The sequence below is a fragment of the Variovorax sp. RCC_210 genome (assembly GCF_041355175.1).
Taxonomy (GTDB): domain Bacteria; phylum Pseudomonadota; class Gammaproteobacteria; order Burkholderiales; family Burkholderiaceae_C; genus Variovorax.
This window is the reverse complement of record NZ_JBFUPJ010000014.1, coordinates 194,227-217,849: the sequence shown is the minus strand read 5'-3', so window position 1 is coordinate 217,849 and position 23,623 is coordinate 194,227. Positions and strand designations below refer to the sequence as shown.

23 protein-coding genes are annotated in these 23,623 nt (G+C 70.0%); 12 read left to right on the top strand and 11 right to left on the bottom strand.

What is annotated here, in order from left to right; translation table 11 throughout:
• Nucleotides 1-19: 19 nt before the first annotated feature.
• The 3 genes from AB6807_RS30740 to AB6807_RS30730 all read left to right on the top strand — a co-directional run bounded on the left by AB6807_RS30740 (nucleotide 20) and on the right by AB6807_RS30730 (nucleotide 2,872).
• Nucleotides 20-988 (top strand): 2-hydroxyacid dehydrogenase, encoded by a 969-nt coding sequence (locus tag AB6807_RS30740; protein ID WP_371087538.1) that lies wholly within the window; start codon nucleotides 20-22, stop codon nucleotides 986-988.
• 76 nt (nucleotides 989-1,064) lie between these two features.
• Nucleotides 1,065-2,096 carry a Bug family tripartite tricarboxylate transporter substrate binding protein gene (locus tag AB6807_RS30735; RefSeq protein WP_371087537.1) on the top strand — a complete coding sequence of 344 codons (1,032 nt, stop codon included), beginning with the start codon at nucleotides 1,065-1,067 and terminating at the stop codon, nucleotides 2,094-2,096.
• 44 nt (nucleotides 2,097-2,140) lie between these two features.
• Nucleotides 2,141-2,872: a FadR/GntR family transcriptional regulator gene (locus AB6807_RS30730; RefSeq protein WP_371087536.1), complete on the top strand. Its 732-nt coding sequence runs from the start codon at nucleotides 2,141-2,143 to the stop codon at nucleotides 2,870-2,872.
• Nucleotides 2,873-2,915: 43 nt separating this feature from the next.
• Here AB6807_RS30730 and AB6807_RS30725 read toward each other — a convergent pair whose 3' ends face one another.
• Nucleotides 2,916-3,344 carry a VOC family protein gene (locus tag AB6807_RS30725; protein ID WP_371087535.1) on the bottom strand — a complete coding sequence of 143 codons (429 nt, stop codon included), beginning with the start codon at nucleotides 3,342-3,344 and terminating at the stop codon, nucleotides 2,916-2,918.
• 118 nt (nucleotides 3,345-3,462) lie between these two features.
• Between AB6807_RS30725 and AB6807_RS30720 the strand changes: the two genes are divergently transcribed.
• A complete protein-coding gene (locus AB6807_RS30720; protein WP_371087534.1) occupies nucleotides 3,463-4,053 on the top strand; it encodes a TetR/AcrR family transcriptional regulator in 591 nt (196 codons plus the stop codon).
• Between the two features lie 33 nt (nucleotides 4,054-4,086).
• Here the strand turns inward: AB6807_RS30720 and tssF are convergent, their stop codons facing one another.
• Nucleotides 4,087-5,967: a type VI secretion system baseplate subunit TssF gene (gene tssF / locus AB6807_RS30715; protein ID WP_371087533.1), complete on the bottom strand. Its 1,881-nt coding sequence runs from the start codon at nucleotides 5,965-5,967 to the stop codon at nucleotides 4,087-4,089.
• 110 nt (nucleotides 5,968-6,077) lie between these two features.
• Nucleotides 6,078-6,671 carry a type VI secretion system baseplate subunit TssE gene (gene tssE, locus AB6807_RS30710; protein WP_371087532.1) on the bottom strand — a complete coding sequence of 198 codons (594 nt, stop codon included), beginning with the start codon at nucleotides 6,669-6,671 and terminating at the stop codon, nucleotides 6,078-6,080.
• Between the two features lie 508 nt (nucleotides 6,672-7,179).
• On the opposite strand from tssE, the gene AB6807_RS30705 reads away from it, so the two are divergent.
• From AB6807_RS30705 to AB6807_RS30695, 3 genes are all read left to right on the top strand, one after another.
• A complete protein-coding gene (locus AB6807_RS30705; RefSeq protein WP_371087531.1) occupies nucleotides 7,180-8,655 on the top strand; it encodes a DUF2868 domain-containing protein in 1,476 nt (491 codons plus the stop codon).
• A complete protein-coding gene (locus tag AB6807_RS30700; protein ID WP_371087530.1) occupies nucleotides 8,652-10,118 on the top strand; it encodes a GTPase/DUF3482 domain-containing protein in 1,467 nt (488 codons plus the stop codon). The genes AB6807_RS30705 and AB6807_RS30700 overlap by 4 nt, the downstream gene beginning before the upstream one ends.
• A gap of 176 nt (nucleotides 10,119-10,294) precedes the next feature.
• Nucleotides 10,295-10,648, top strand: a complete 354-nt coding sequence (locus AB6807_RS30695; RefSeq protein WP_371087529.1) for a hypothetical protein — start codon at nucleotides 10,295-10,297, stop codon at nucleotides 10,646-10,648.
• Here the strand turns inward: AB6807_RS30695 and AB6807_RS30690 are convergent.
• Entirely contained in the window at nucleotides 10,645-10,887 is a 243-nt protein-coding gene (locus AB6807_RS30690) for a hypothetical protein (RefSeq protein WP_371087528.1), read from the bottom strand. The genes AB6807_RS30695 and AB6807_RS30690 overlap by 4 nt on opposite strands.
• 77 nt (nucleotides 10,888-10,964) lie before the next feature.
• Here AB6807_RS30690 and AB6807_RS30685 point away from each other — a divergent pair, with 77 nt between their 5' ends.
• Entirely contained in the window at nucleotides 10,965-11,768 is an 804-nt protein-coding gene (locus AB6807_RS30685) for a class I SAM-dependent methyltransferase (RefSeq protein ID WP_371087527.1), read from the top strand.
• An 88-nt stretch (nucleotides 11,769-11,856) separates the two neighbouring features.
• Here the strand turns inward: AB6807_RS30685 and AB6807_RS30680 are convergent, their stop codons facing one another.
• Nucleotides 11,857-12,951 (bottom strand): DMT family transporter, encoded by a 1,095-nt coding sequence (locus AB6807_RS30680; RefSeq protein WP_371087526.1) that lies wholly within the window; start codon nucleotides 12,949-12,951, stop codon nucleotides 11,857-11,859.
• A 181-nt stretch (nucleotides 12,952-13,132) separates the two neighbouring features.
• Here AB6807_RS30680 and AB6807_RS30675 point away from each other — a divergent pair, with 181 nt between their 5' ends.
• The 3 genes from AB6807_RS30675 to AB6807_RS30665 are packed head-to-tail and all read left to right on the top strand — an operon-like array spanning nucleotide 13,133 to nucleotide 16,215.
• Nucleotides 13,133-14,578, top strand: a complete 1,446-nt coding sequence (locus tag AB6807_RS30675; RefSeq protein ID WP_371087525.1) for a glycerophosphodiester phosphodiesterase family protein — start codon at nucleotides 13,133-13,135, stop codon at nucleotides 14,576-14,578.
• 22 nt (nucleotides 14,579-14,600) lie between these two features.
• Nucleotides 14,601-15,230, top strand: coding sequence for a hemolysin III family protein (locus AB6807_RS30670; RefSeq protein WP_116911932.1), 630 nt, complete (start codon nucleotides 14,601-14,603; stop codon nucleotides 15,228-15,230).
• Nucleotides 15,231-15,285: 55 nt separating this feature from the next.
• Nucleotides 15,286-16,215, top strand: coding sequence for a bestrophin family protein (locus AB6807_RS30665; RefSeq protein WP_371087524.1), 930 nt, complete (start codon nucleotides 15,286-15,288; stop codon nucleotides 16,213-16,215).
• 25 nt (nucleotides 16,216-16,240) lie between these two features.
• Here AB6807_RS30665 and AB6807_RS30660 read toward each other — a convergent pair whose 3' ends face one another.
• On the bottom strand, nucleotides 16,241-17,095 hold the full coding sequence (locus AB6807_RS30660) for an oxidoreductase (RefSeq protein WP_116911934.1): 855 nt from the start codon (nucleotides 17,093-17,095) through the stop codon (nucleotides 16,241-16,243).
• Between the two features lie 227 nt (nucleotides 17,096-17,322).
• On the opposite strand from AB6807_RS30660, the gene AB6807_RS30655 reads away from it, so the two are divergent.
• Nucleotides 17,323-18,768: an aldehyde dehydrogenase family protein gene (locus AB6807_RS30655; protein WP_371087523.1), complete on the top strand. Its 1,446-nt coding sequence runs from the start codon at nucleotides 17,323-17,325 to the stop codon at nucleotides 18,766-18,768.
• Nucleotides 18,769-18,817: 49 nt separating this feature from the next.
• On the opposite strand, the gene AB6807_RS30650 is transcribed toward AB6807_RS30655, so the two are convergent.
• The 5 genes from AB6807_RS30650 to msrB form a co-directional block, all read right to left on the bottom strand.
• Complete coding sequence (locus AB6807_RS30650) at nucleotides 18,818-19,267, bottom strand: hypothetical protein (RefSeq protein WP_371087522.1); 450 nt, start codon at nucleotides 19,265-19,267, stop codon at nucleotides 18,818-18,820.
• Between the two features lie 5 nt (nucleotides 19,268-19,272).
• Nucleotides 19,273-19,482 carry a molybdopterin-binding protein gene (locus AB6807_RS30645; RefSeq protein ID WP_116911936.1) on the bottom strand — a complete coding sequence of 70 codons (210 nt, stop codon included), beginning with the start codon at nucleotides 19,480-19,482 and terminating at the stop codon, nucleotides 19,273-19,275.
• A gap of 49 nt (nucleotides 19,483-19,531) precedes the next feature.
• Nucleotides 19,532-20,905: a DUF2325 domain-containing protein gene (locus AB6807_RS30640; protein ID WP_371087521.1), complete on the bottom strand. Its 1,374-nt coding sequence runs from the start codon at nucleotides 20,903-20,905 to the stop codon at nucleotides 19,532-19,534.
• 111 nt (nucleotides 20,906-21,016) lie between these two features.
• Complete coding sequence (locus tag AB6807_RS30635; protein WP_371087520.1) at nucleotides 21,017-22,891, bottom strand: cytochrome c biogenesis protein DipZ; 1,875 nt, start codon at nucleotides 22,889-22,891, stop codon at nucleotides 21,017-21,019.
• Nucleotides 22,892-22,919: 28 nt separating this feature from the next.
• Nucleotides 22,920-23,450, bottom strand: a complete 531-nt coding sequence (gene msrB, locus AB6807_RS30630) for a peptide-methionine (R)-S-oxide reductase MsrB (protein WP_371087519.1) — start codon at nucleotides 23,448-23,450, stop codon at nucleotides 22,920-22,922.
• Between the last annotated feature and the right edge of the window lie 173 nt (nucleotides 23,451-23,623).

Here is a 23,623-nt window from a genome sequence, read left to right as displayed (position 1 = left end):
GAACACAAGGCTTTTTCCCATGCACATCCAGATCGTCGGGCTCCACGCGCCCCACGCACCCCGCCTGCGCGCCCTGCTCGGCCCCGGGCACGAGGTCGAAGCGCTGCAGGCTTTCCCCGAGGCCGGCGCCATCGCCGCGGACGTGGTCATCGCCAACAGCGTGAGCGACAGCGAGGCCGCGCGCCTGCGCTGCCGGCTGCTGCAGGTGCCCGGCGCGGGGTCGGAGCAGATCGCGATGCAGTCGCTGCCCGCGGGCACCACGGTGTGCAACGTGCACGGCCACGAGGTGCCGATTGCCGAGTTCGTGCTGCACGCCATCCTGGAGCATTCGCTGCGGCTGTGGCAGTACCCGCAGACACTGGACGCCGACGCCTGGGCACAGGCCTACGCCCAGCGCGCACCGCATGACGAGGCGCACGGCAAGACGGTCGCGATCCTGGGCTTCGGCCACATCGGGCAGGAAATCGCGCGCCGCGCGCGGGCCTTCGGCATGCACGTGATCGCGGTGACGCGCAGCGGCCGGCAAGCACCCGCGCTGGCCGAGCCCCTGGCACACGAGTTCGTCGCGGTGTCGGCGCTCGACGAGGTGCTGCCGCGCGCGCAGGTGCTGGTGGTGTGCTGCCCGCTGGACGACAGCACGCGCGGGCTCATCGGCGCGCGCCAGCTGGCGCTGCTGCCCGCGCAGGCGCTGCTGGTGAATGTGGCGCGCGCGGAGGTGGTCGACGAGCCCGCGCTGTACGAGGCGCTGCGCGACGGTCGCCTGGGGCGCGCGGTGCTCGACGTCTGGTACCAGTACCCGAAAAAGGGCCAGCCGCCGGTCGCGCCTTCGCGCTGGCCGCTGCACGCGCTGCCCAACGTGCGCGCCACGCCGCACATCTCGGCCATCACGCCCGCGCTGCTCGAGCGGCGCTATCGCTTCATGGCGGACAACATCGCGCGGCTTCGGCAGGGCGAGCCGCTGCGCAACGTGATCCACACGGCGCGCTGAGCGGCCGCCGCAGATTTCGCTCCTCGGCCATTCACGGCCCCGCGTTCCGGTCCACACACATCCAACGGAGACACCCATGAAAGCCGAGACATCGATTCCCCTGTTCGCTCCTGGCGCACACCGCACCAACGCCCGGCGCGCCCTGCTGGGCATGGCCGCGGCCTCTCTGCTGGCCGGCGCCTGCCTGCCGGCCCGCGCGCAGGACGCGGCGGCCAGCTACCCCACCAAGATGATCCGCATCGTGGTGCCCAACCCGCCCGGCGGCACCTCCGACGTGCTGGGCCGCCTGCTGGCCAAGGAACTGGGCGAGATGTTCAAGCAGCCCGTCATCGTGGAGAACAAGGCGGGCGGCAACGGGCATATCGGCGCAGCCTTCGTGGCCAAGTCGGCGCCCGACGGCTACAACCTGCTGCTGCTCGACATGAGCGTGCTCACCATCGGCCCGAGCGTGGTGCCGCAGCTGAGCTACAACCCCGAGAAAGACCTGGTGCCCATCGCGATTCCGGCCTATTCGCCGCACCTGCTGGTGGTTCGCAAGGACCTGCCCGTGAAGACCATCGACGAACTCGCCGCCTACGCCAAGAAGAGCGGCAAGCCTGTGAGCTTCGGCACGCCGCTCGCGTCCATCAGCCAGCTCGCGGGCATCCTGCTGGCGCAGGACCGCGGCTTTGCCTTCAACGTGATCGGCTACAAGGGCGGCTCGCAGGCGCTGGCCGACCTGGCGGGCGGGCAGATCGACAGCGCCATGGCGAGCGTGGTCGCCACCAATGCGCTGGTGCAGGGCGGCAAGGTCAACGCCATCGCGGTCACCAGCGCCAAGCCCTTCGCGGCCACGCCGGGCGTGCCGACCGTCGCGTCGCAGATTCCCGACTTCGTCACCGGATCGTGGCAGGGCCTGCTGGCGCCCGGCAACACGCCGCCCGCCGTGCTCGACAAGCTGCAGGCGGCCGTGCAGCACGTCGTGGCGCAGCCCGGCTTCGCCAAGCGACTGCAGGAGCTGGGCTCCGAGCCCTCGCCCATGACGCGCCAGCAGATCTCGCAGTGGATGCACACCGAGACGCAGCGCTGGGGCAAGGTGGTGAAGGACAACAACATCAAGGCGGAATAGCGGCCGGCAACCAGCCTGCGCCCCCGAACTGCCCCGCCCCGCCCATGAAGCTGCTCAACCCGACACGCCCGCGCAGCCTGAGCGCCGGCATCGCCGACGCGCTGAACCAGCGCATCCGTGTCGGCCCGCTGCGCGCGGGCGACCAGCTGCCGACCGAGGCGGCGATCATGCGCGAGTTCGGCGTGAGCCGAACCGTGGTGCGCGAGGCGCTGTCGAAGCTGCAGGCGGCGGGCGTGGTCCGGGCGCAGCGCGGCGTGGGCAGCTTCGTCACCGGCGCGTCGCGGGCCCGGGCGTTTCGTGTCGACAGCGGCCCGGACGACAGCCTGCCGCAGGCCGTGGCGCTGATCGAACTGCGCATCGGGCTGGAAACCGAAGCCGCCGCGCTGGCGGCGCAACGGCGCAGCGCGAACGGCCTGGCGTCGCTGAAGCGCGCGCTCGATGCCATCGACACCGCGAAGGCACAGCATGCGGACACCGCCTTCGCCGACTTTCAATTCCACCTGGAGGTCGCGCGCGCCTCGCAAAGCCCGCACTTCGCGGCTGTGCTCGAGGCGCTCGGCCCGCGCTGCGTTCCCACGGCCTTGCTGGTTGCCGTGGGTGGTGCCACGCAGGGCGCGCTGTGGACGAAGCAGGTGGCCGACGAGCACCGGGACATCTTCGAGGCCATCTCGCGGCAAGACGCGGACGCCGCGCGGGCCGCCATGCGGCTGCACCTGACGAACGGGCGGGAGCGCCGGCGGGCCTGCGAGCTGCCGCGGCGTGCAGCGGAACGCTGAGCGGCACCGGCCTTTGAATCAACGCGGGCCGCGCCGCGTCACATCATTTGGGCAGCGCGCCGGCCTCGTACTGCGAGGCGAACTCCGCGCTCGGCGCAATCGGCTTGACGATGTCGATCAGCACGCCGTTCGGGTCGCGCGTGATGAAGTGGCGCTGGCCGAAGGCCTCGTCGCGCAATGAAAGAAGAATGGGCAGGCCGGCCGCGGCGAGCCGGTCGTGCACCGCATCGACGTCTTCCACCTCGAAGTTCAGCAGCAGGCCGGCCACGGTCTGGCCGCGTGCTGGTTCGGGAATGGTCTCGTGGCTGCGGTCGAGCACCGCGAGGTTCACCGAGGGCTCGTCGGCCAGCTGCAAGTGCACATACCAGTCGCTCGTGAACAGCGGCACGAAACCGAAATGCGAGCGGTAGAAATCGGCGGTGGCCGCGACGGCGGTGGTCATGACGACGGGGTAGTAGCTCGTGACTTTCATGGGGCGTCCTTTCAAACAAACAAGACAACGTACGAAGCCGAAGCACAACACGTAAACATACAGGCTGTACGTACGTTAAATACTAACCTACAGACAGCCTGCATGTAAATTACGCCGCATGGCCACCAACCGCGAACGCACCGAAACCACCCAGCTGGCCTTGCTCGAAGCCGCCCGCGCGCTCTTCGTCGGCAAGGGCTACGGCGACACCTCCACCCCCGAGATTGTCGTGGCCGCGGGCATCACCCGCGGCGCGCTGTACCACCATTTCGCGGACAAGCGCGACCTGTTCCGCCAGGTGCTGCTGCGCGAGGCGATGGCGGTGGCCGCCGACATCGAGGCCGCCACGCCCGAGCGCCTGGGCCCGCGCGAGGCGCTGCTGCAAGGTGCCGATGCCTACCTGGACGCCATGACCGTGCCGGGCCGCACGCGGCTGCTGCTGGTCGACGGACCGGCCGTGCTGGGCATGGCCGAGGTCATGGCCATGGACGACGCCAACGCCGCGCATTCACTGCGCCAGGGCCTGCAGCGCGCCGGCATGGGGCGCGGCGAAGTGGCTGTCGATGCGCTGTCGCAGTTGCTGTCCGCCGCCTTCGACCGCGCCGCGCTGGAGATCGATGCGGGCGCCGACGCGAAGGAGGTGCGCGCGGCGATGCGCTGGCTGATCGAGCAGGCGCTGGGGCCCGTCAAAAAAACGCTGAAGGGCTGAAGGGCTGGAAGGCTGGAGCAAGCGGCCCTCGCCTCAGACGATGCCCCGCCCTCCCATGCGCACCGGCCACTTCGCCACCGTGCCGCGCTGCATCGATTCGAGCACCGTCTGCGTGAACACGTTGATGCTCACGTGCCGCGCCAGGTAGTGCTCCAGCACCAGCCCCAGCAGGTAGGGGCTGGTGCCCGAAAAGCCCTCTTCGTCGACCCGCAGGGTGCACTGCACGCCGCGCCCGTAGATGAGCGGCCCCGCGCCCGGCAGCCTGCGCGTGACGGGTTCGATGCGCGAGCCGACCAGGCTGTCGATCTGGCGGGCCAGCACGTCGTTGTCGGCGGTGACGAACAGGCGCAGCATGTCGCGCAGCGCCTGCGCGCCCTCGCGGTGCGGCATGTCGGCCAGCGGCAGGTGGTTGAAACCGAGCTGGCGTATCAGCCGCCACGCGATCTCGCGCTGCGCGAACGGCGACTTGGGCGTGCTCGGCGGGCGAATGAGCCCCACCGCCGACACCGGCACCGAGTCGGAAACAGCCAGGTCCGAATGCCCGTTGCGCGGCACCAGGCAAGGCAGGTCGCGGTTGGTGAGCAGCGCCTTCACCGACAGGTAGCGCAGGCTCTCGGGGTACGGCGCCTCGTGCTGGTCGACCAGCGACAGGAACACCTCGGTGCCGATGTACGGCGTGCGCGTGCCGTACTTGCGCGCGTTGCCCGACGCCAGGCGCGGCTCGCGGCGTACCGAGAAGTAGCGGCCGTGGTTGCCCTCGTCTTCGTTCAGCGTCTGGTACAGCGGGCGAAATTCCAGCTCGGCCGTGGTCTGCGCCTGCTGGCCCGCGATGCGCTTGACCGAATACACCTCGAAGTCGAGCGGCCGCGAGCGGTCGGGCACCAGGTGGAATTCGGGCTGGGCTTCGTCGAGCTCGATGCGGTCGGTGCGCCGCTCGAACAGGTTGACCACCGGCGTGCTGAACAGCGCGAACTGCCCCGCGTCGACCAGCGCCCCCAACGCCCCCGGCGGCTTGCCCAGCAGCACGACGATTTCCACCTCCTTGCCCTGCACCCGCGCCAGGCCCGGCGCCAGCTGCGTGAGCGTGAAGAAGTAGAAGCGCTCCGGGCACGCGAAGTACTCGTGCAGCAGGTTGTGGCCGTGAAAGGTGTTCCATTCGAGCGGCAACAGCCCTTCACCAGGCGCCAGGCCTTCGTGCACCAGCGCACCCTCGGTCACCACGTGCGGCCGATCGGCCAGCTTGCCGGGCTCGCCGACGAAGGTGGCCACGGCCGAGGTGTGCAGCAGCTCGAACAGGTGCGAAGCCACCTGCTCGTTGCCGCGCAGGTAGATGGGCAGGCGGTCAAGCCCCGCCAACGCCGCGAAGCTCATCTCGCCGACGATGCGCAGCCGCAGCCGCAGCGCGCCCGTCACCTGCACGTGCGGCGGCAGGTAGCGCTCCAGCGCGGGAATGTCGGGCGGCGCGCCGGTCAGCCGCGCGTCGGCAATTTCGAAGGGCCACAGCGTCACGTCCTGGCTGGAGCGGAACTCGCACGGCGTTTCCTCGCCGGCCGGCACGCGCGCATGAAAGGCGGTGCCGCGCGGCACCACGAAGCCGCGTGTGAAGTCGCCTTCTTTCACGCTGGGGTGCAGTTGCGCCACGGCCATCGAGGGCGTGGGGCTCAGGTAGTTGGGGTAGAGCACCTCGAGCAGCCGCTGCGCGAAGCGCGGAAACTCCGCGTCCAGCTTGATCTGCATGCGCGCCGACAGGAAGCTGAACGACTCGATGAGCCGCTCCACATACGGGTCGGCCACCTCGATGCCGTGCATGCCCAGGCGCCGCGCGATCTTCGGGTGCGCGCTGGCGAACTCGCTCGCCGCCTCGCGCATGTAGACCAGCTCTTTGTTGTAGTAGTCGAGGAGTAGCGGGTCCATGGCGGTGAGGCGTCCTGAAACGGGTGAAAGGAAATTGAAAGCAAGCGAGCGAGGAAGCGAGCGAGGAAAGAAGGGTGGTGTCGACGGAGCCCGGCACGGCCCGGGAGGGTTCAGCGCGCCGCGTGCAGCACGCTCATGCGGTTGGTTTCCAGGTCGACCGCGCTCTGCACCGTGAACTCCAGCGGATAAGGGCGCAGGTCGATCAGCGCGCGAATCTCGAACAGCAGCACGTTGCAGCCCTGCGCCGCGCCCTCTTCCTTCATGAGCGGCACCACCGAGAGCGTCTGCGGCATCAGGCGCGGCTCGTAGTCGAGCACGGCGCGGCGAATGATGCGTTCGATGTCGGCCCACTTGCGCTCCGACAGGTAGCTGCCCGCCAGCGGCGGCACGCCGAAGTTGACGGTCGACGATGCCGCTTGTGCGTGGCGCTTGCGGTCGATCAGGTCTTCGGCGTTGGTGGTGTTCAGCAAGAAGGCCAGGTCGCGCTGCAGGATGTCGCGCATCTGCGCGGGTGTCACGGTGTAGTCCGAAGGCTGCTCCGAGGTGCGGCTGGGTGCCTCGTCGCGCAGCCGGTCGAACAGCGTGGGCAGCAGGTGCGCGTTGACGCGCAGGGGTTGGGCGTTGGCGGTGCGCGGCAGGCGGGCGCCGGGGTGGGCAGGGTGAACAGGGTGAATAGGGTGGATGGAAGGCGCGTGGGGTGGCATGGGAAGACCCTGGCAGGGATGGCGGAGGAGGGCCAGAGTCTTGCGTCGTGCGTGGTTGCCCATTGCAAACAATGGTCACATCCGCGGCGCCTCGAAGGGGAAAGGCCGGCGAGACGAAGAAATGCCGGGGTCACCCTGACGCGTTCGCTTCGCGAGTCCTACACCACACGCCGCTGCTTGCCGACAGTCAAGAAGCCCCCATGCGGCGAAGCTGAATACATATTCAACACACAGGAGCCTTCGCGTGAATTCCATCATCTACATCGTCGGTCTGGTCGTGGTCGTTGTCGCGGTGCTTTCGTTCTTCGGCCTTCGCTGAGACTGGGCACGCGCCGCCTCCATTTGTTTCCCTTGCGAACGGGGCCGCTTGCGGCCCCGTTTCTCATGGGCGCGCGGCGGAGAGCCCCGAGGGCCGCAAGGCGTCGCCGGCATGAATAGCGGGCGTACGTGCCGGGCATAATTTGCGCGCCCCGCCGCCGCGCGGGCACTCACCAGCAAAGGGACCCTGTTGACCAACACCGCGACCGCGCTGCAAGAACCTGAGACACCCGAGACGCCAGCGGCATCCGCCGCGACCGCCGCACCCGCCTTCCACGATGCGGTCATCACCGAGGCGATCCGCTGGACCGAACAGAACGGCCCGCTCGACGACGCCCAGGCGATGCGCACCGCCGCCTCGCGCACCCCCTACAGCCACGCCCAGGTCACGGAACGCGCTTTGCATCTCGGCGAACGCATCGGTCTTCAGCCTGAACTGCAACGTGCCCGGCAATGGGCGCCGTGGGTGCTGCTGGCAATGGTCGCGCTCATCGTGCTGGCGGGCCTCGGCCTTGCAGGCAACGTGGTCGGCGGCGGCGAGCGCCATATCAACGTGATCGTCGCGCTGGTCAGCCTGCTGGGGCTGCATGCGCTCACGCTGCTGCTGTGGCTCGTCGGCCTGTGGCTGCCGCTGGGCTCCTTCGGCAGCGCCTCGCTCGGCTGGATCTGGCTGTCGCTCACCGCGCGCGTCGCGGGGGGCAAGCGGGGCCAGGCGCCGGTGCTGCTGCGCGCGGCCACCGGCCTGCTTTCGCGCGCGCGGCTGCTGCCCTGGGCTTTCGGGCTGGTAAGCCATGGCATCTGGTCGCTGTCGTTCGCTGTGGTGCTGGCTGCCATGCTGTTCGCGCTCGCGTTCCGCAGCTACACGCTGAGCTGGGAAACGACGATCCTCGATCCGGCCTTTTTCGTGCAGGCCGTGCACACGCTGGGCTGGGCGCCCGCGAAGCTCGGCTTTCCCGTGCCCGATGCGGCCACCGTGCTGGCCACCGCGCCCGGCGCCGCCAGCGCGGGCGGGCAGCGCACCTGGGCGCTGTGGCTCACCGGCTGCATCGTGGTGTACGGCCTGCTGCCGCGCGTGGCGTTGGCGCTGTGGAGCGCGGCCATGTGGCGCAGCCGGCGCCGCGCGCTGCAGCCCGACTGGAGCGCGCCCTACTACCACAAGCTGCTCGCCCGCTTCGCCGCGATGGCACCGGCAGTCATCGTCGATGCCGACCCCGGCCGCGCGCACGACGCCACGCCCGCCGGCCTGTCGGATGCGCAGTTGCAGGACGTGGTGTTCGTCGTCGGTTTCGAACTGCCGCCCAGCACCCCGGACACGCCCTGGCCGCCCGCCGAGCTGGCCACCCTCCCCACCCTCCCCTCGATCCAGGTCCAGCGCATCGACGGCAGCGCGCCGTCGCGCCGCGCGCTGCTCGACCAGCTGGCGCGCATCCACCCGCGCACCGTGCTGCTGGTGTGCCATGCCGCATCGAGCCCCGACCGCGGCACCGAGCGCTTCCTGCGCGAAGTGCTGGCGCATTGCGGCGAATGCCGCCTCTGGCTGACCGGCGCGCCCCAGGCCGCGGCCACGCAGCGCTGGCGCGACTGGCTGCACGGCACCGGCCTGCAACGCGTGACAGCCATCGAGCACCTCGCCACCGCCCTGCGCGACACCGCGCCCGTGCCATGACCGCGCAGCCCATCCGCATCGCCGTCGTCGGCCACACCAACGCGGGCAAGACATCGCTGCTGCGCACGCTCACGCGGCGCGCGCATTTCGGCGAAGTGTCCGACCGGCCCGGCACCACGCGCCATGTCGAGTCGGCCGACCTCGAGGTGAACGGCGCGGTCGCGGTGCGTTTCTTCGACACGCCCGGGCTGGAAGACGCCGTCGCGCTGCGCGAGCACCTCGCCGCCTTCGACACGCAGGCCGCGCATCCCACACAGGCCACGCCGCCCGAGCGCATCCGCCGCTTCCTGCAGGGCCCCGAGGCCCACGGCGTGTTCGAGCAGGAAGCCAAGGTGCTGCGCACCATGCTCGACATCGACGCCGCCTTTCTGGTGATCGACGTGCGCGAGCCGGTGCTGCCCAAGTTCCGCGACGAGATCGAGCTGCTCAACTCCTGCGCGCGCCCGGTGCTGCCGGTGCTCAACTTCGTGCGCGACGCCGCCAGCCGCGAGCCCGCGTGGAAGGAGCTGCTGTCGGCCTACGGCCTGCACGTGCAGGTGCGCTTCGACGCGGCCGCCCCCTTCGTCGGCGCCGAGCAAGACCTGTACAACGACCTGGCCACGCTGCTGCGCGAGCGCCGCGAGCTGCTGCGCGGCGTGGTCGACACGCTGGCCGCCGAGGCGGCACTGCGCCGCCAGTCGGCTTGCGCGCGCATCGCCGAGTTGCTGGTCGATGCCGCCGCGGTGCGCCGCACCGTGTCGGCCACCGAGTTCGCCGACACCGCGCGGCGCAACGCGCTGGTCGCGGCCTTGCAGAAGGCCGTGTTCGACAAGGCCCAGCGCTGCACCGACGACCTGCTCGCGCTCTACGGCTTTCGCCAGGGCGACGCCGACGAGGCGCCGCTACAGGCCATCGAAGGCCGATGGACGCTCGACTTCTTCAGCCCCGAGGCCATGAAGGACGCGGGCCTGCGCCTGGGCAAGGGCGCGGTCATCGGCGCGGCCGTGGGCGTGGTGGCCGACCTGGCGGTGGCGGGCATCTCGCTCGGTGCGGGCGCGGCGCTGGGCGGCGCCATCGGCGGTGCGGTGTCGCAAGGCTGGGGCCCGCTGGGCCGCAAGATTGCCAACAAGCTGCGCGACATGCACGAGCTCACCGTGGAAGACGCGGTGCTGTTCACGATGATCACGTGGCAGCTGCAGCTCGCGCAGGCGCTGGAGCGGCGCGGCCATGCGGCCACGCAGCGCATCAACGCGGACGCAACCGCGAACGCGCCCACCGACGGCGATGCGCAGGCCCGCGCCGATGCAACGACCCGCGCTGCGGCCGCCGCCGTGCGCGGCGGGCAGCCGTCGCGCAACCATCCCGACTGGGAGGCTGCCGCCGGCAACGTCGCGGGGCGCATGTTCTGGCGGCCGTCGCCGCAGCGCGAGGCGCTCGTGGCCGACCTGTCGCACGCGCTGCTGCGCGCTTTCGAGCCCGCCTGAACGCCCCTTCAGGGCGGTTTGCGAGCGGGTTTCAAGCGGCTTTAGAGCGGTTTTAGATCGGCGCGGCACAAGGCTTCGCTTGCACCCGAAGTTGGTTCGCTCCTACGTCGACGGCGCTCGACGCGCGCCAACGTGCGCCCGATGTGCACAGGCGAACCCATCGAAAGGAGCACCCCATGGCCGTCGAATGCAAACTGCTGTCCACCCCGCTGATCGGGCGCATCTGGGAGGGCCGAACACCCATCGCGCGCGCCGACGAGTACCTGCGCTACAGCGTCGAGCACGGCATCGCCGAGATCGCGAAGAAGCCCGACTGCCTCGGCGTGCAGTACTTTCGCAAGCTCAAGGGCGACACCGCCGAGTTCCGCACCGTGTCGTTCTGGCGCTCCATGGAAGAGATGCAGGCCATGCACGCCACGCGCGGCGATCCACGGCGCGTGGCGCCGCTGGCGCGCGACGCTGAGTTTCTGATCGAGCTGCCCGAGTTCGTCGACATCGTCGAAGTGCACGTCAACAGCTTCGGGCGCTAACGCCCGCGGCGACGGCGCCACGCGCGGGCCAGCAACACCACGGCCAGCAGCAGGCAGCCGAAGGCGGGCAATGCCCAGGCGAAGCCGCTCGTGGTGTAGACCGTCTGCGTGTCGACGTCGTAGTGGCGTCCCAGTTCGTTGAAGTCCCAGCGAAGGTAGCGCTCGTACCAGGCCCAGAAAAAGAAGGCCGATGCCGCGAGGGACGCGATGAAGGCGAAGGCTTGAATGTGTTTGAACATGGTGCGTGGCGCGCATTGTCGGCCGCTGGCGTCGGGCGCCGACCGGTACCATGCCAGGCCACTCGCACACTCGCCCCATGACTGACTTCTACGACGAACTCGCGCCGCTCTATCACCTGATCTATCCCGACTGGAACCAGAGCGTCGCCGCGCAGGGCGAGAAGCTCGCGCGCCTCATCGACAGCGAATGGCCTGGCGCCGACGGTCAAGACCAGGGCCACGGCGTGCCGCGCAAGGTGCTCGACGTGTCCTGCGGCATCGGCACGCAGACGCTGGGCCTCGCGGCGCTCGGCCATGCGGTCACGGCGTCGGACCTGTCCGCCCGCGAGGTCGAGCGCGCGCGCCACGAGGCACGCGAGCGCGGCCTCGACATCGCCTTCTCGGTGGCCGACATGCGCGAGGCGCACACGCACCACGGCGGCGGCTTCGACATCGTGATGTCGTGCGACAACTCGATGCCGCACCTGCAGACCGACGACGACCTGCTCACGGCCCTGCGCCAGATGGCCGCCTGCCTGCGCCCCGGCGGCGGTTGCGTGGTGAGCGTGCGCGACTACGCGCGGGAGCCGCGCGGCACCAACCTCGTGAAGCACTACGGCGCGCGCGTGGAAGACGGGCAGCGGCACGTGCTGTTCCAGGTGTGGGACTTCGACGACGAAGGCCGCGGCGCGCACTACGACCTGGGCTTTTTCTTCGTCACCGAAGACCTCGCGACGCAGGCCGTGCGCACGCGCGTGATGCGTTCGCGGTACTACGCCATCTCCACCACGCGGCTGTGCGAGCTGATGCGCGAGGCCGGGCTGGTGGACGTGCGGCGCATCGACGGTGCGTTCTTTCAGCCGGTGCTGGTGGGCACGCGCCCCGCATCGACGGCGGCCTGACCGCTACGGCGTCAGCGTGCCGTCGACGCAGGTGACGTGCGCTACAGCTGCGCGCGCGCGGCTGTAGCGCCGGAGCACCACACAGGCCTCAGTGCGTGTGCGCGTGGTGCGCGTCCGGCACGTGCGCATGCGCATGGCGCAACGGCAGGTGCCGGTGCGCATGGCTGTGCTCGCCGGCGGGCATCGGATCGTGACTGTGATCGTGGTGACCGTCGTCGTGGCGGTGCGCGTGTTCGTGCTCCATCAGTTCGTGGTCGTGCGCATGGCCGTGCGACTCCGCCAGGTGCAGCACCACGCCCGCCAGCATCAGCGCGCCACCCACCGCCATGCCCGCGCTCAGGGCACGCTCCCCCAGCCCGATGGCCACCAGCGCGCCGATGAAGGGCGCGAAGGCGAACACCGAACCCGTGCGCGCCGCGCCGAAGGCCCGCTGCGCGAGCAGGTACAGCCGCAGGCTCAGGCCGTATCCGCAGGCACCGATCACCCACAGCGCCAGCGCGGCCGGCGCGTGCGGCAGCGGCTCGCCGGCCAGCAGCGCCAGCACCAGCGTGGCGCCCGCGCCCAGCGCGGACTTGCCTAGCACCACCTGGCCCGGATCGCGTTCGGCCAGCGCGCGCGACAAGGTGTTGTCGATGCCCCAGGCGGCGGTGGCCGCCAGCACGGCGAGCAGCCCCAGCAGCTGCACGCCGCCGCTCAGCCCGCGGTCGACCACCAGCACCAGGCCGCCCGCGAGCAGCAACAGCATCGCGGCGGCCACGCGCCGGTCCATCACCTCGCGGTACAGCGTGCGCGCCAGCACGGCGGTGAACAGGGCTTCCAGCGCGAGCATCAGCGAGGCGCTGGTGCCGCTGGTGTGCTGCAGGCCCCATGCGAGCGCGACCGGCCCGACGACGGCGCCGAACAGCGCCATGCAGCACAGCCGCTTCAGGTCGGCGCGGCGCACGGCGGCTTCGCGCTCCACGGGCCTGCGCAGCCAGGCGCCCATGCAGGCGGCACCGGCATAGAGCAGCGCCGCCGTGGTGAAGGCGCCCAGGCCTTCGCCGGCGCGCTGCACCAGCGGCGTGCTGATGCCGAAGAGGGCCGCGGCGAGCAGGGCCAGCAGGCCGCCCCTCAATGCGGGCAAGGCATGCAATGCACGCAATGCGCGCAATGCATGGGAGGTGGGCAAGCGAGGAAGCGGCATGGCATCGATCTCGAAAAGTCGGCGGGCCCGGCGAAGGGTCGGCAAAAGGGCGCGGCAAAGAGGCGGGTTCGTGATTCTGCGACGCCGCCGCGGTCACCGTCCCGTCACGGGCCAAACCTAGCATCCGGCGGCTTTCGATCTCCTTCCGATCTTTGTCTTTACAACCACTCCAAGAACGCACATGACCAAGAAGAGCACCCCGGCACCCGCCCCCCGCCCCGTTCGCGCTGCCTTCGCCGCGCTCGGTGGCTGCCTCGTGATCGCCGCCTGTGGCGGCGGTAACGGCAATGGCAACGGCATCGTATTCCCCGTGCTGCCGCCCGCACCGGCCCCCGCGCCCGCGCCGGCCCCCATGCCTTCGCCGCTGGGCACGCTCGACGGCTCGGTGCCCCTGGTCATCGGCCACCGTGGCCTGCCGGGCCTGTATCCGGAAGAAACAAAAGCATCGTACGAAGCCGCGGCCGACGCCGGCGCCGATTCGCTGGAGACCGACCTGCACCTCACGAAGGACTGCGTGCTCGTCGCGCGCCACAACCCCTGGCTCAGCGACAACACCAACGTGGCCGACGTCGCCAAGACCAACGCCACCGTTGCCGGCCGCAAGCGCACCGTGCCGCCGGTGCTGGTCGACGTGAAGTACCCGCCCATCGCCGCCAACGGCCCGGCCAAGTACAACAGCGACCTGACCGACCCGGCCGACCCGAAGTCGGTGCTGAAGTCGCTCGTGGTCGACGGCGAGGACCACACCAACGACTGGTCCATCACCGACTTCACCATGGACGAGCTGCGCCAGTGGATCCGCGGCACCACCTACGACGCCAAGGACCAGCGCCCCACCGACCTGAACGGCAAGCTGCCGATCCTGAGCTTCCAGGAGGTCATCGACATCGCCAAGGCCAAGAGCGCCTCCACCGGCCGCGCGCTCACGGTGTACCCGGAGACGAAGAATCCGATCTGGAACAACGCGCAGGCCATTGCCAACGGCTGCGGCCCGGTGGGTAGCCATCCGCTGGAAGACGCGCTGCTGAAGATCATGAATTTCAACGACCTCAACCGCAAGGACGCGCCGATCTTCGTGCAGAGCTTCGAGCCCGAGAGCCTGAAGTACCTGCGCTCGGCCGGCCTGAAGGCGCGCGCGGTGCAGCTGGTGGACGGCAACGACGTCAACTACCAGACCGGCGAGATGATCTACGTGACCAACGACGTCTACACCTTCGTCGACGGCCGCCCCTACAGCTGGACGCTGGCCGGCAACCCGAAGTTCTTCGGCGAGATGCTCACGCCGGCCGGGCTGGCCGAGGTGAAGACCTATGCCGACGGCATCGGCCCGTGGAAGCCGCAGGTCATGCTGCACACCATCGTGCCGTTCGTCACGCCCAACAAGGGCCTGGCCGACGTGAACACCATCAAGCCCACCGCGCTGATCGCCGACGCGCACAAGGCCGGCCTGTTCGTGCACAGCTACACCTTCCGCAACGAGGCCAAGTACCTGGCCGGCGTGTACAAGGGCGACCCGACGCCCGAGTACCTGGCGTACTTCCGCGCCGGCATCGACGGCGTGTTCTCCGACTTTGCGAACACCGCCTTCGCCGCGCGCCAGGCCTACCTGAAGGAAACCGGCCGCTGACAGGCGGGCGGGCGGCACGCGCATGTACCCGGGCGAGCGGCTCAACGGCTACAGCCACCTGCTGGGGCTGCTGCTCGCGCTGCCGGGCGCGGTGCTGCTGCTCGCCAAGACGGTGCCCAGCGGCGACCCCGCGCGCATCGCGGGGGCGGTGGTGTTCTCGCTGTCCGCCGTGGCGCTGTACGCGGCCTCCACGCTGTACCACAGCACGCGCGGGCAGCGAAAGCGCATGTGGGAGCGGGCCGACCACTGCGCCATCTACCTGCTCATCGCGGGCACCTACACGCCGTTCGCGCTGGTCACGCTGCAGGGCGTGTGGGGCGCGCTGCTGCTGGCGGTGATCTGGGGCGCCGCGCTGTACGGCATCTGGCGCGAGCTGGCGCCGCCGAACACCGCGCGGCCCGGGCCGCAGAAGCCGCCGCTGATGCTCTACATCGGCATGGGCTGGGTCGGCGTGCTGGCCGCCGTGCCGCTGGCCGCGCGGCTCGACGGCGGCGGGCTTGCGTGGCTGCTGCTGGGCGGCGTGCTCTACACGACGGGCACGCTCTTCTATCGCAACAGCTGGGGCTACCGGCACGCGCACGGGGCATGGCACCTGTTCGTGCTGGCGGGCACGGTGAGCCACTACGTGGCGGTGGGCTGGTTCGTGCTGTAGCGGCGAGCCGCCGTGGTGGCCGCGGGCAGCGCGCCACGGGGATAATCGCCACCCCATGATCGTCCGACCCCGCCCCCACTGGCTGCGCATGCTCTTCGTATGGCGCGGCTCGGTCCTGAGGGACATCGCGCCGCAGCTGCTGTGGACCACGGCCTTCGCGGTGCTGGTCACCGTGCTGCATGGGCGGCTCTTCCAGTGGAAGGTGCCGCTGAACTTCGTGCCCTTCTCGCTCATCGGGCTGACGCTGGCCATCTTCCTGGGCTTTCGCAACGGCACGAGCTACGCGCGCTTCTGGGAGGCGCGCACGCTGTGGGGCGCGCTGCTGAACGAAACGCGCTCGCTGGTGCGGCAGGTGCTCACGCTGGCCGATGCGGGCCCCTCCGCGCAAGCCCATGCCGCCGTGCCCACGCACCGCCTCATCGCCTTCGTGCATGCGCTGCGCCACCAGCTGCGCGGCACCGACCCGGCCGCCGACCTGGCGCGGCTGCTGTCGCCCGAAGACTGCGCGCGCCTGCAACCCGCGCGCTTCAAGCCCGCCATGTTGCTGCTGATGGTGGGCGAATGGCTGCGCGAGCGGCGCCTGCAAGGCCAGCTCGACCCGATGCTGGCGCAGGCCATGGAAGTGCCGCTGGGCCGCCTCACCGAGGCGCTGGGCGGCTGCGAACGCATCGCGGGCACGCCGATTCCGTTCACCTATTCGGTCATCATCCACCGCACAATCTACCTGTACTGCGTGCTGCTGCCCTTCGGGCTGGTGGACGCCATCGGCGCGATGACGCCGGTGGTGGTGGCCTTCATCGCGTACACCTTCTTCGCGCTCGAAGCGCTGGGCGCGGAGATCGAGGAGCCCTTCGGCACGCAGCCCAACGACCTGGCGCTGGACGCGATGTCGCGCACCATCGAGGCCACGCTGCGCGAGATGATCGGCGAGGCGCAACCGGCGCAGCCCGCGGCGAGCGGAACAGCAGACTACATCCAGACCTGAACGCCCAGCCGCTCTCTGTGCGCGCTCAGCCTTCCCCGGGCGGAAAGTCCGCGCCCAGCGTGGTCGACTCCCACGCGTCGAAGTCACCGCGCATGAACTCCAGCTTCTTGCGCGCCAGGTCGAGCGCGGCCTTGCCCAGCACCAGGCGCAGCGGCGGCTTGTCGGACAGCGCGGCGTCGATGATGGCCTGCGCCGCGCGCACCGGGTCGCCGGCCTGGTTGCCGCTGCGCGCGGCGGTCTGCCGGCGGCGCTCTCCCGCGGTGGCGTCGTAGGCCTCGATGCGCGTGGCCGACTGCTGGATCGAAGGGCCGGCCCAGTTCGTGCGAAACGGCCCCGGCTCCACGATGAGCACGCCGATGCCCAGCGGCTTGAGCTCGATGGCCAGCGACTCCGAAATGCCCTCCACCGCGTACTTGGTGCCGTGGTAGTACCCGGTGGCCGCGAAGCTGGAGAGCCCGCCGATGGACGACACGTTCACCACCAGCCCGTTGCCCTGCGCGCGCATCAGCGGCAGCACGGCCTTGGTCATGTCGACCAGCCCGAACACGTTGGTCTCGAACATGTCGCGCACTGCCTTGTCGTCGCCCTCCTCGATGGCGGCGAGGTAGCCGTAGCCCGCGTTGTTGACCAGCACGTCGACGCGGCCGAAATGCTGCCTGGCCTGCGCCACCACGTGCGCGACCTGCTCATGCACGGTCACGTCCAGCGGCAGCACCAGCGCGCGGTCGCCATGGCCTTCGGCGATGTCGGCCACCTGCGCCGGATTGCGCGCGGTGACCACGGCGCGCCAGCCGCGCGCGAGCACCAGCTTGGCGAGCTCGCGGCCGAAGCCGGTGGAGCAGCCCGTGATCAGCCAGACGGGGTCGGTTCTGTTCATCATGTTTGAAACTCCATGTGACAACGAGGGAAAGGACGGGGCGAACGGGTCGAACGGGTCGAGAGGGCAAAACGGCGCAACGGCCGCAGAGGCTACGCCGGATCGATGACCCTGTCCTGCACGCGACAACAACCCCACAGACAGCGTTTGGCCCGTCGATGTATTCTGCGGAACACAACGCCACCGGCGGCTGGCTGGCACGCCGCTTCATTCCACCAGGAGACAGACCGATGCGTGATTACCTGAAGTTCTACATCGACGGCCAGTGGGTCGCCCCCATGGACACCGACAAGCCCAAGGCGCTCGACGTGATCAACCCCGCGACCGAGAAGGCGGCCGGCCGCATCGCGATGGGCAGCGCCGCCGACGTGGACCGCGCCGTGCGCGCGGCGCGCAAGGCCTTTGCCGGCTACTCGCAGACCTCGGTGGACGAGCGCGTGGCGCTGCTGGAGCGCATCGTGGCCGAGTACAAGAAGCGCTACGCCGACATGGCCGCGGCCATCACCGAGGAAATGGGCGCGCCCGCCGCGTTGGCCAAGGACGCGCAGGCCGCCATGGGCCTGGCCCACCTGCAGACCGCGCTCGAAGTGCTCAAGGGCTACCGCTTCAAGGAAGAGCGCGGCAGCACGCTGCTGGTGCGCGAGCCCATCGGCGTGTGCGGCTTCATCACGCCGTGGAACTGGCCGGTGAACCAGATCGCCTGCAAGGTCGCGCCCGCGCTGGCCGTGGGCTGCACCATGGTGCTCAAGCCCTCGGAAATCGCGCCCTTCTCGGCCGTGGTCTGGAGCGAGATTCTCGATGCCGCGCAGGTGCCCGCGGGCGTGTTCAACCTGGTCAACGGCGACGGCCCCACCGTGGGCGCCGCGCTGTCGAGCCACCCCGAGGTCGACATGGTGTCCTTCACCGGCTCCACGCGCGCCGGCATCGAGGTGGCGCGCAATGCCGCGCCCACCGTCAAGCGGGTGCACCAGGAGCTGGGCGGCAAGTCGCCCAACATCATCCTGGCGGATGCCGACTTCCAGCGCGCCGTGACCGCGGGCGTGCGCGGGGTGATGGGCAATTCGGGCCAGTCGTGCAACGCGCCCACGCGCATGCTGGTGCCCAACGCACGCATGGACGAGGCGCTGGCCATCGCCAAGGCCGCGGCCGAGGCCACCACCGTGGGCGACCCGGCCAGCGGCGCGGCCCTGGGCCCGGTGGTGTCGGCCACGCAGTGGGACAAGATCCAGACGCTGATCGCCAAGGGCATCGAGGAAGGCGCCACCGTGGTGGCCGGCGGACCGGGCAAGCCCGCAGGGCTGGAGACGGGCTACTACGTCAAGCCCACGGTGCTGGGCCACGTGAACAACCAGATGACGGTGGCGCGCGAGGAAATCTTCGGGCCCGTGCTCACCATCCTGGGCTACGACACGGTCGACGAGGCCGTGGCCATCGGCAACGACACGCCCTACGGCCTTGCAGCCTATGTGTCGGGCACCGACCCGGAGGCCACGCGCAAAGTGGCGTCGCGCCTGCGCGCGGGGCAGGTGAACATCAACAGCGCCGCGCTCGACCTGAGCGCGCCCTTCGGCGGCTTCAAGCAGTCGGGCAACGGCCGCGAATGGGGCGACCATGCATTCGGCGAGTTCCTTGAAGTGAAGGCGGTGCTGGGCTACGCGCCGAAGCAGGCAGCCTGAAAGCGGTCGCCGCCGATTCGATGGGCCCTGGCAGGCCCTGAAAGGCCTGTCAGAGCATCTTCACCACCACCTGCGACAGGCCGCGCAGGTGGCGCGGCCCGAGCCGGGCATCGTTGGCGGAAATGAGGCAGATGCGGCCCAGGTGCGCCTCCAGCGGCGCGCCGTTCTTCTCGTACAGCACCAGCGCCTTCTCGCCGATGGTGCTGTTGTAGAGCTCGTTCCAGCTGAAGATGGCCTGGTAGCCATCGTTGCCCTGCGCGACGACCACGCAGCGCTTGAGCTCGGAGCGCGGCCGCTCCGAAAGGCCGCAGGCATCGAGCACCTCGACCAGCCGCGCGCCCACGTAGCTGTCGACCTGCGCCACCGGCCGGCCCGAATAGCAGAGCACCTGCGTGGGCCCCAGGTCGTGCCGGGGCAGGTCCTGCAGCACCGGGAGCGCGAGCACGCTCGGCCTCGGCACCAGGCCCAAGACTTCGAGCGCGGGGGCCAGCTCGGGCATGGGCGTCAGTCGGTGCCGACCATCACGCTCGAGGCCTTGATCACCGCGTAGGCCGGGCTCCCCTCGGACAGGCTCAGCGATTGCGCCGAGCTGCTGGTGATGGTCGAGACGATCTGCACACCGGGCGCGATCTCCAGCGTCACCTCGGTGGTGACCGGGCCGCGAACGATGGAAACGACCTTGCCGGACAGGACATTGCGTGCGCTGATCTTCATGGGAACTCCTGGGGTGTGATTGAGCGCCCGAGTTTATCTACGACGCTTTTCAGCCGTTGCGCCGGCAGATGGGCGGGTCTGAAGCCTGCCCGTGTGTCCCCTGAACCGCCGCGCCCTCCGCCGCCGGGCTTGAGAAAGCCGCCGCGAAGCAGCCGATGCCCGCGCTGCGCAAGGGCATGTAGCGCACCTGCTGGCGCACGCACACGCGCTTGATGTTGTCCACCGATTCGTGGTCGATGCAGTCCACCGGAAACACCACCACCTCGGCCCACGACACGGCCGACGCCAGCAGGCCCGAGCGGTCTTCGAGCCGGCCGCCATGGCGCTGGAACTCGCCGCCGTGCCGGTGCACGAGGTCGCGAATGGCCGGCATCGAACTGGGCCGCCCGCCCACGTAGAGCACGCGCCGGCCCTGCAACTGGCTGTCGAGGTAGGCACTGGGCGCCGCCTCGCCGGCATGCAGCTTCAGCTGGGCCTCGGCCGCGGCAAGCTCGCGGCCCAGCGCGATGGCGTGCTGGCGCAGGTGCTCCAGCTCCTCGCTCAGGCGGTTGGCGTCGGCCACCGCGGCCACCGCCGCCTGCTCGGCGCGCTCGCGCCGGCCGGTCTGCACCGCGATGAGCGACGCGGCGCGCTCGCTTTCTTCCTGGCGGATGCGCGCCGCGAGTTCCAGTTCTGCTTCGTCCTGCGGGGAGGCGGGCTTGGGGCTGGTCGATTGAACCTGCACCAACGCCTGGTTCAGCCGCGACAGGGTCTTGTCCTTCTCTTCGGCCAGCTCCTGCGAGCGAAGCTGCTGGCGGTCGAGCCGCTCGCGCAGCTCGGCGTTTTCGCGCTCCAGCGCCACCAGGCGGCGGATGTCCGCGCGGTTGGCCGCGCCGACCAGGTGCGACAGCATGTGCACGTCGCCGAACACGCGCTGGCGCAGTTCGGCCGTGGCCTTGCGGTGCATCAGCACGGCCCAGTAGGCACCCGGAACCTCGCCCTGGCGCAGCGCCTCTTCCCAGAACGCGACCAGCGCAGCCGCGTCGTGCAGCTTCGACACCCGCTGGATGACCGTGGCATGCCGGTGGTCGAGCGCCTTCTGCAGGGCCTTGGCCACGCCCGCGTTCTGCGTGGCGAGCCGCACGGCGTCGTGGTGGATGTCGAGGTCGCTCGCGCCCTGCAGGTCGGCCTGCACGGTGTCGATGCGCGTCATCAGCTTGCGCAGCTCGGCCGTGCTCAAGCAGGTGCCGATGACGGAGCAGAAGAAGTGGGTGTCCAGGTCGAAGAGCCGGGTGCGGCCGTGCGGCGCGGCGCCGTCGCTCGTCGGGCGGTCGGCGTCCTCGGCCGGATCGCAGCAGTCGCCGACCCTGCGCAGGGTCGCGTTTCCCGTTTCGGGGCCGGCAGGCTGGGCCGACACGAGGCGTTTGAAGGGCGGGTTGAGCATCGGGCAAGAAACCGGGTTCGTCGTATCCCTAAGAATACAGCGAACGCGCTGCCCTGCGTAGCCCGACGGGCGATGGCCCTGCCGCCGGCTCTCGCCCTCTTTTCGTTCTTTTCAGCCGAAGGTGAACGCGTAGGCTTGCGCGCCCGAATCCAGAAACTCGATCTCGAAGCGCCGGTCTGCCACCGTGCCGCGCTGGCGCACCAGCTGGTACAGGCGCTGCCCGCTCACGGTGCCCAACCCCTGCGCGTCGATGTCCATGCCGTGGTCTTCGCCGGGCGGCTTGCCGTCGATGGTCACTTTGATGCGCACCGGGCGGCCATCGCCCGAGCCCAGCACCAGGTGCAGGTCGCGCGCATGAAAGCGGTAGGCGATGCGGCCCTGCGCCTTGCCCAGCACCGCGTTCTGCCCGGCCACGGTCCAGTCGCCGCCGAGCGCCCACTGGTTGGTCTTCAGCTCGGCCGGCACCGTGTACGCATGCGGCGTGCCCTGCACGAAGCCACCGGCCGAGGCGAAGTTCTCCGCGCGCTCGTAGCCGATGTAGGTCTCCGGGGACTTCACGTTCTGGCTGTCGGCCGCGGCCTGCGTGCCCTGTGCCTCGACCTTCACCAGGTCGCCGGGCATCGCGCCCTGCCCGGCCTCCGCCAGCAGCTGCTGGATGACCTGCTCCGACTTGTCGTACTCGCCTTCACCGAAGTGGTGATGGCGGATGCGGCCCTGCGCGTCGATGAAGTAGTGCGCAGGCCAGTACTCGTTCTTGAACGCGCGCCAGATGGCGTAGTTGTTGTCGACGGCCACCGGGTAGCCGAGCTTCAGGTCCTTCACGGCCTTGCGCACGTTGCCTATGTCTTTCTCGAAGGCGAACTCCGGCGCGTGCACGCCGATGACCACCAGCCCCTTGTCCTTGTACTTCTCGGCCCAGGCCTGCACGTACGGCAGCGCGCGCAGGCAGTTGATGCACGAGTAGGTCCAGAAGTCGACCAGCACCACCTTGCCGCGCAGGCCTTCCATGGTGAGCGGCGGCGAGTCGAGCCATTGCACGGCGCCGTCCAGCGACGGGCCGTTGCCTTCGACGGGCAAGGCGGAGGGCGAGGCTGTACCGGCGCCCTTGTCGGCGGACATCATCATCGAGTTGCTGGCCGCCATCATGGCGTTGCCCGGGGCCAACATGGCGTCGGAGCCGGCCATCATCACGGTCGAGTCGGGGCCGGTCGTGACCACGGCGGGTTCTTCGGTGGGCTGGCCGGCCGGCTTCTTCGGCCGCACCTTGTCGATCAGCGCCTGTTCCACCGACGAAGTGCCCGCGAGCGACAGCTGCGCCAGCACGCCGGTGTCCAGCCCCAGCGCGATGGCTGCCACGCCGCACAGCAGCGCCACGCCGATGCCGCGGCGAATCCACTCGCCCGCGCCCAGCGATTTCTTCATGGCCTTGAACACGCGCCCGCCGATCAGCAGCGCCCCCGCCAGCGACGTTGCCGCGCCCGCCGCATAGGCCAGCAACAGCAACGAGGTCTGCGCGCTCGCGCCGCCCAGCGCCGCGCCGGTCAGCACCAGCCCGAGGATCGGGCCCGCGCAGGGCGCCCACAGCAAGCCTGTGGCCACGCCCAGCAGCAGCGAAGTGACGAAGGCCGAACGCCGCCCTTGCGAGCCGTCGCCTTCGGCCGATGCCGACAGCCGCTCACCCCAACCCACCAGCGGCCGCGTGAGCCGCTCGGCCAGCTGCGGAAACAGCAGCGTGATGCCGAACAGCGCCATCAGTACGATCGCAGCCAGGCGCCCGTACTGGTTGGCCTGCACGGCCCAGCCGCCGCCCACCGCGGCCAGCGAAGCCACGCCGGCGAAGGTCAGCGCCATGCCGAGCAACAACGGCAGCCCGCTTTTCAGGAAGGGCTGGTCCCCGCGCGCGAACACGAACGGCAGGACCGGAAGAATGCAGGGGCTGAGGATGGTCAGCACCCCGCCCAGGTAGGCGACGACGAAAAGAAGCATGGGGAGAGCGGGAGCAGGTCCGTGGAAATCAGGCGGCGCCGGGGGTGAACTTCATGGCCAGGCCGTTCATGCAGTAGCGCAGGCCGGTGGGCTTGGGGCCGTCGTCGAACACATGGCCCAGGTGGCCGCCGCAAAGGCGGCAGTGCACCTCGTTGCGCGTCATGCCGGCGGAGCTGTCGACCTTCTGGGCCACCGCGTTCGGCAGCGGCTGCCAGAAGCTGGGCCAGCCGGTCTTGCTGTCGAACTTGGTCTTGGAAGAAAACGCGTCGAGCGAACACCCCGCGCAGCTGAACCGGCCTTCGCGGTGCTCGTCGTTCAGCGGGCTGGTGTACGGCCGCTCCGTGCCTTCCTGGCGCAGCACCGCGTACTGGTTGGGCGAAAGCAGCTTGCGCCATTCGGCGTCGGTTCGGGTCACCTCAAACTTCTCGGCGTCGGCGGCATGCGCCAGGCCGGCGCTCCAGCCGAAGGCGTCGACCACGGCCAGGCTGACCGCCGACGCGGCGGCCTTCAAGACGAAACGGCGTCCGGGGTGGTGATGAGCGTGATGAGGGTGGTTCATGGCGAATGCATCCTTGGAGGTGAGGACTGTGCAGGCATGTACGCGGCTTCGATATGTATGGATGTGCATAGCGCAGGGCGTGCCTTCCATCGCGTTTCGAATTCGCGCTCCGTGCAGCGTAGTTCGGGTGCGGCGCGGCGAAGGTTACGGCCGGTGGGCGCACTCCCCCAAAG

Excerpts from the sequence above, each read along its gene's own strand:
- AB6807_RS30675 (WP_371087525.1), top strand. The coding sequence starts at position 13,133 with ATGACCAAGAAGAGCACCCCGGCACCCGCCCCCCGCCCCGTTCGCGCT.
- AB6807_RS30740 (WP_371087538.1), top strand. The coding sequence starts at position 20 with ATGCACATCCAGATCGTCGGGCTCCACGCGCCCCACGCACCCCGCCTG.
- AB6807_RS30655 (WP_371087523.1), top strand. The coding sequence starts at position 17,323 with ATGCGTGATTACCTGAAGTTCTACATCGACGGCCAGTGGGTCGCCCCC.
- AB6807_RS30660 (WP_116911934.1), bottom strand. The coding sequence starts at position 17,095 with ATGATGAACAGAACCGACCCCGTCTGGCTGATCACGGGCTGCTCCACC.
- AB6807_RS30725 (WP_371087535.1), bottom strand. The coding sequence starts at position 3,344 with ATGAAAGTCACGAGCTACTACCCCGTCGTCATGACCACCGCCGTCGCG.
- AB6807_RS30690 (WP_371087528.1), bottom strand. The coding sequence starts at position 10,887 with ATGTTCAAACACATTCAAGCCTTCGCCTTCATCGCGTCCCTCGCGGCA.
- tssE (WP_371087532.1), bottom strand. The coding sequence starts at position 6,671 with ATGCCACCCCACGCGCCTTCCATCCACCCTATTCACCCTGTTCACCCT.
- AB6807_RS30635 (WP_371087520.1), bottom strand. The coding sequence starts at position 22,891 with ATGCTTCTTTTCGTCGTCGCCTACCTGGGCGGGGTGCTGACCATCCTC.
- AB6807_RS30695 (WP_371087529.1), top strand. The coding sequence starts at position 10,295 with ATGGCCGTCGAATGCAAACTGCTGTCCACCCCGCTGATCGGGCGCATC.
- AB6807_RS30720 (WP_371087534.1), top strand. The coding sequence starts at position 3,463 with ATGGCCACCAACCGCGAACGCACCGAAACCACCCAGCTGGCCTTGCTC.
- msrB (WP_371087519.1), bottom strand. The coding sequence starts at position 23,450 with ATGAACCACCCTCATCACGCTCATCACCACCCCGGACGCCGTTTCGTC.
- AB6807_RS30735 (WP_371087537.1), top strand. The coding sequence starts at position 1,065 with ATGAAAGCCGAGACATCGATTCCCCTGTTCGCTCCTGGCGCACACCGC.
- AB6807_RS30685 (WP_371087527.1), top strand. The coding sequence starts at position 10,965 with ATGACTGACTTCTACGACGAACTCGCGCCGCTCTATCACCTGATCTAT.
- AB6807_RS30650 (WP_371087522.1), bottom strand. The coding sequence starts at position 19,267 with ATGCCCGAGCTGGCCCCCGCGCTCGAAGTCTTGGGCCTGGTGCCGAGG.
- AB6807_RS30700 (WP_371087530.1), top strand. The coding sequence starts at position 8,652 with ATGACCGCGCAGCCCATCCGCATCGCCGTCGTCGGCCACACCAACGCG.
- AB6807_RS30670 (WP_116911932.1), top strand. The coding sequence starts at position 14,601 with ATGTACCCGGGCGAGCGGCTCAACGGCTACAGCCACCTGCTGGGGCTG.
- AB6807_RS30680 (WP_371087526.1), bottom strand. The coding sequence starts at position 12,951 with ATGCCGCTTCCTCGCTTGCCCACCTCCCATGCATTGCGCGCATTGCGT.
- AB6807_RS30640 (WP_371087521.1), bottom strand. The coding sequence starts at position 20,905 with ATGCTCAACCCGCCCTTCAAACGCCTCGTGTCGGCCCAGCCTGCCGGC.
- AB6807_RS30645 (WP_116911936.1), bottom strand. The coding sequence starts at position 19,482 with ATGAAGATCAGCGCACGCAATGTCCTGTCCGGCAAGGTCGTTTCCATC.
- AB6807_RS30730 (WP_371087536.1), top strand. The coding sequence starts at position 2,141 with ATGAAGCTGCTCAACCCGACACGCCCGCGCAGCCTGAGCGCCGGCATC.
- AB6807_RS30665 (WP_371087524.1), top strand. The coding sequence starts at position 15,286 with ATGATCGTCCGACCCCGCCCCCACTGGCTGCGCATGCTCTTCGTATGG.
- tssF (WP_371087533.1), bottom strand. The coding sequence starts at position 5,967 with ATGGACCCGCTACTCCTCGACTACTACAACAAAGAGCTGGTCTACATG.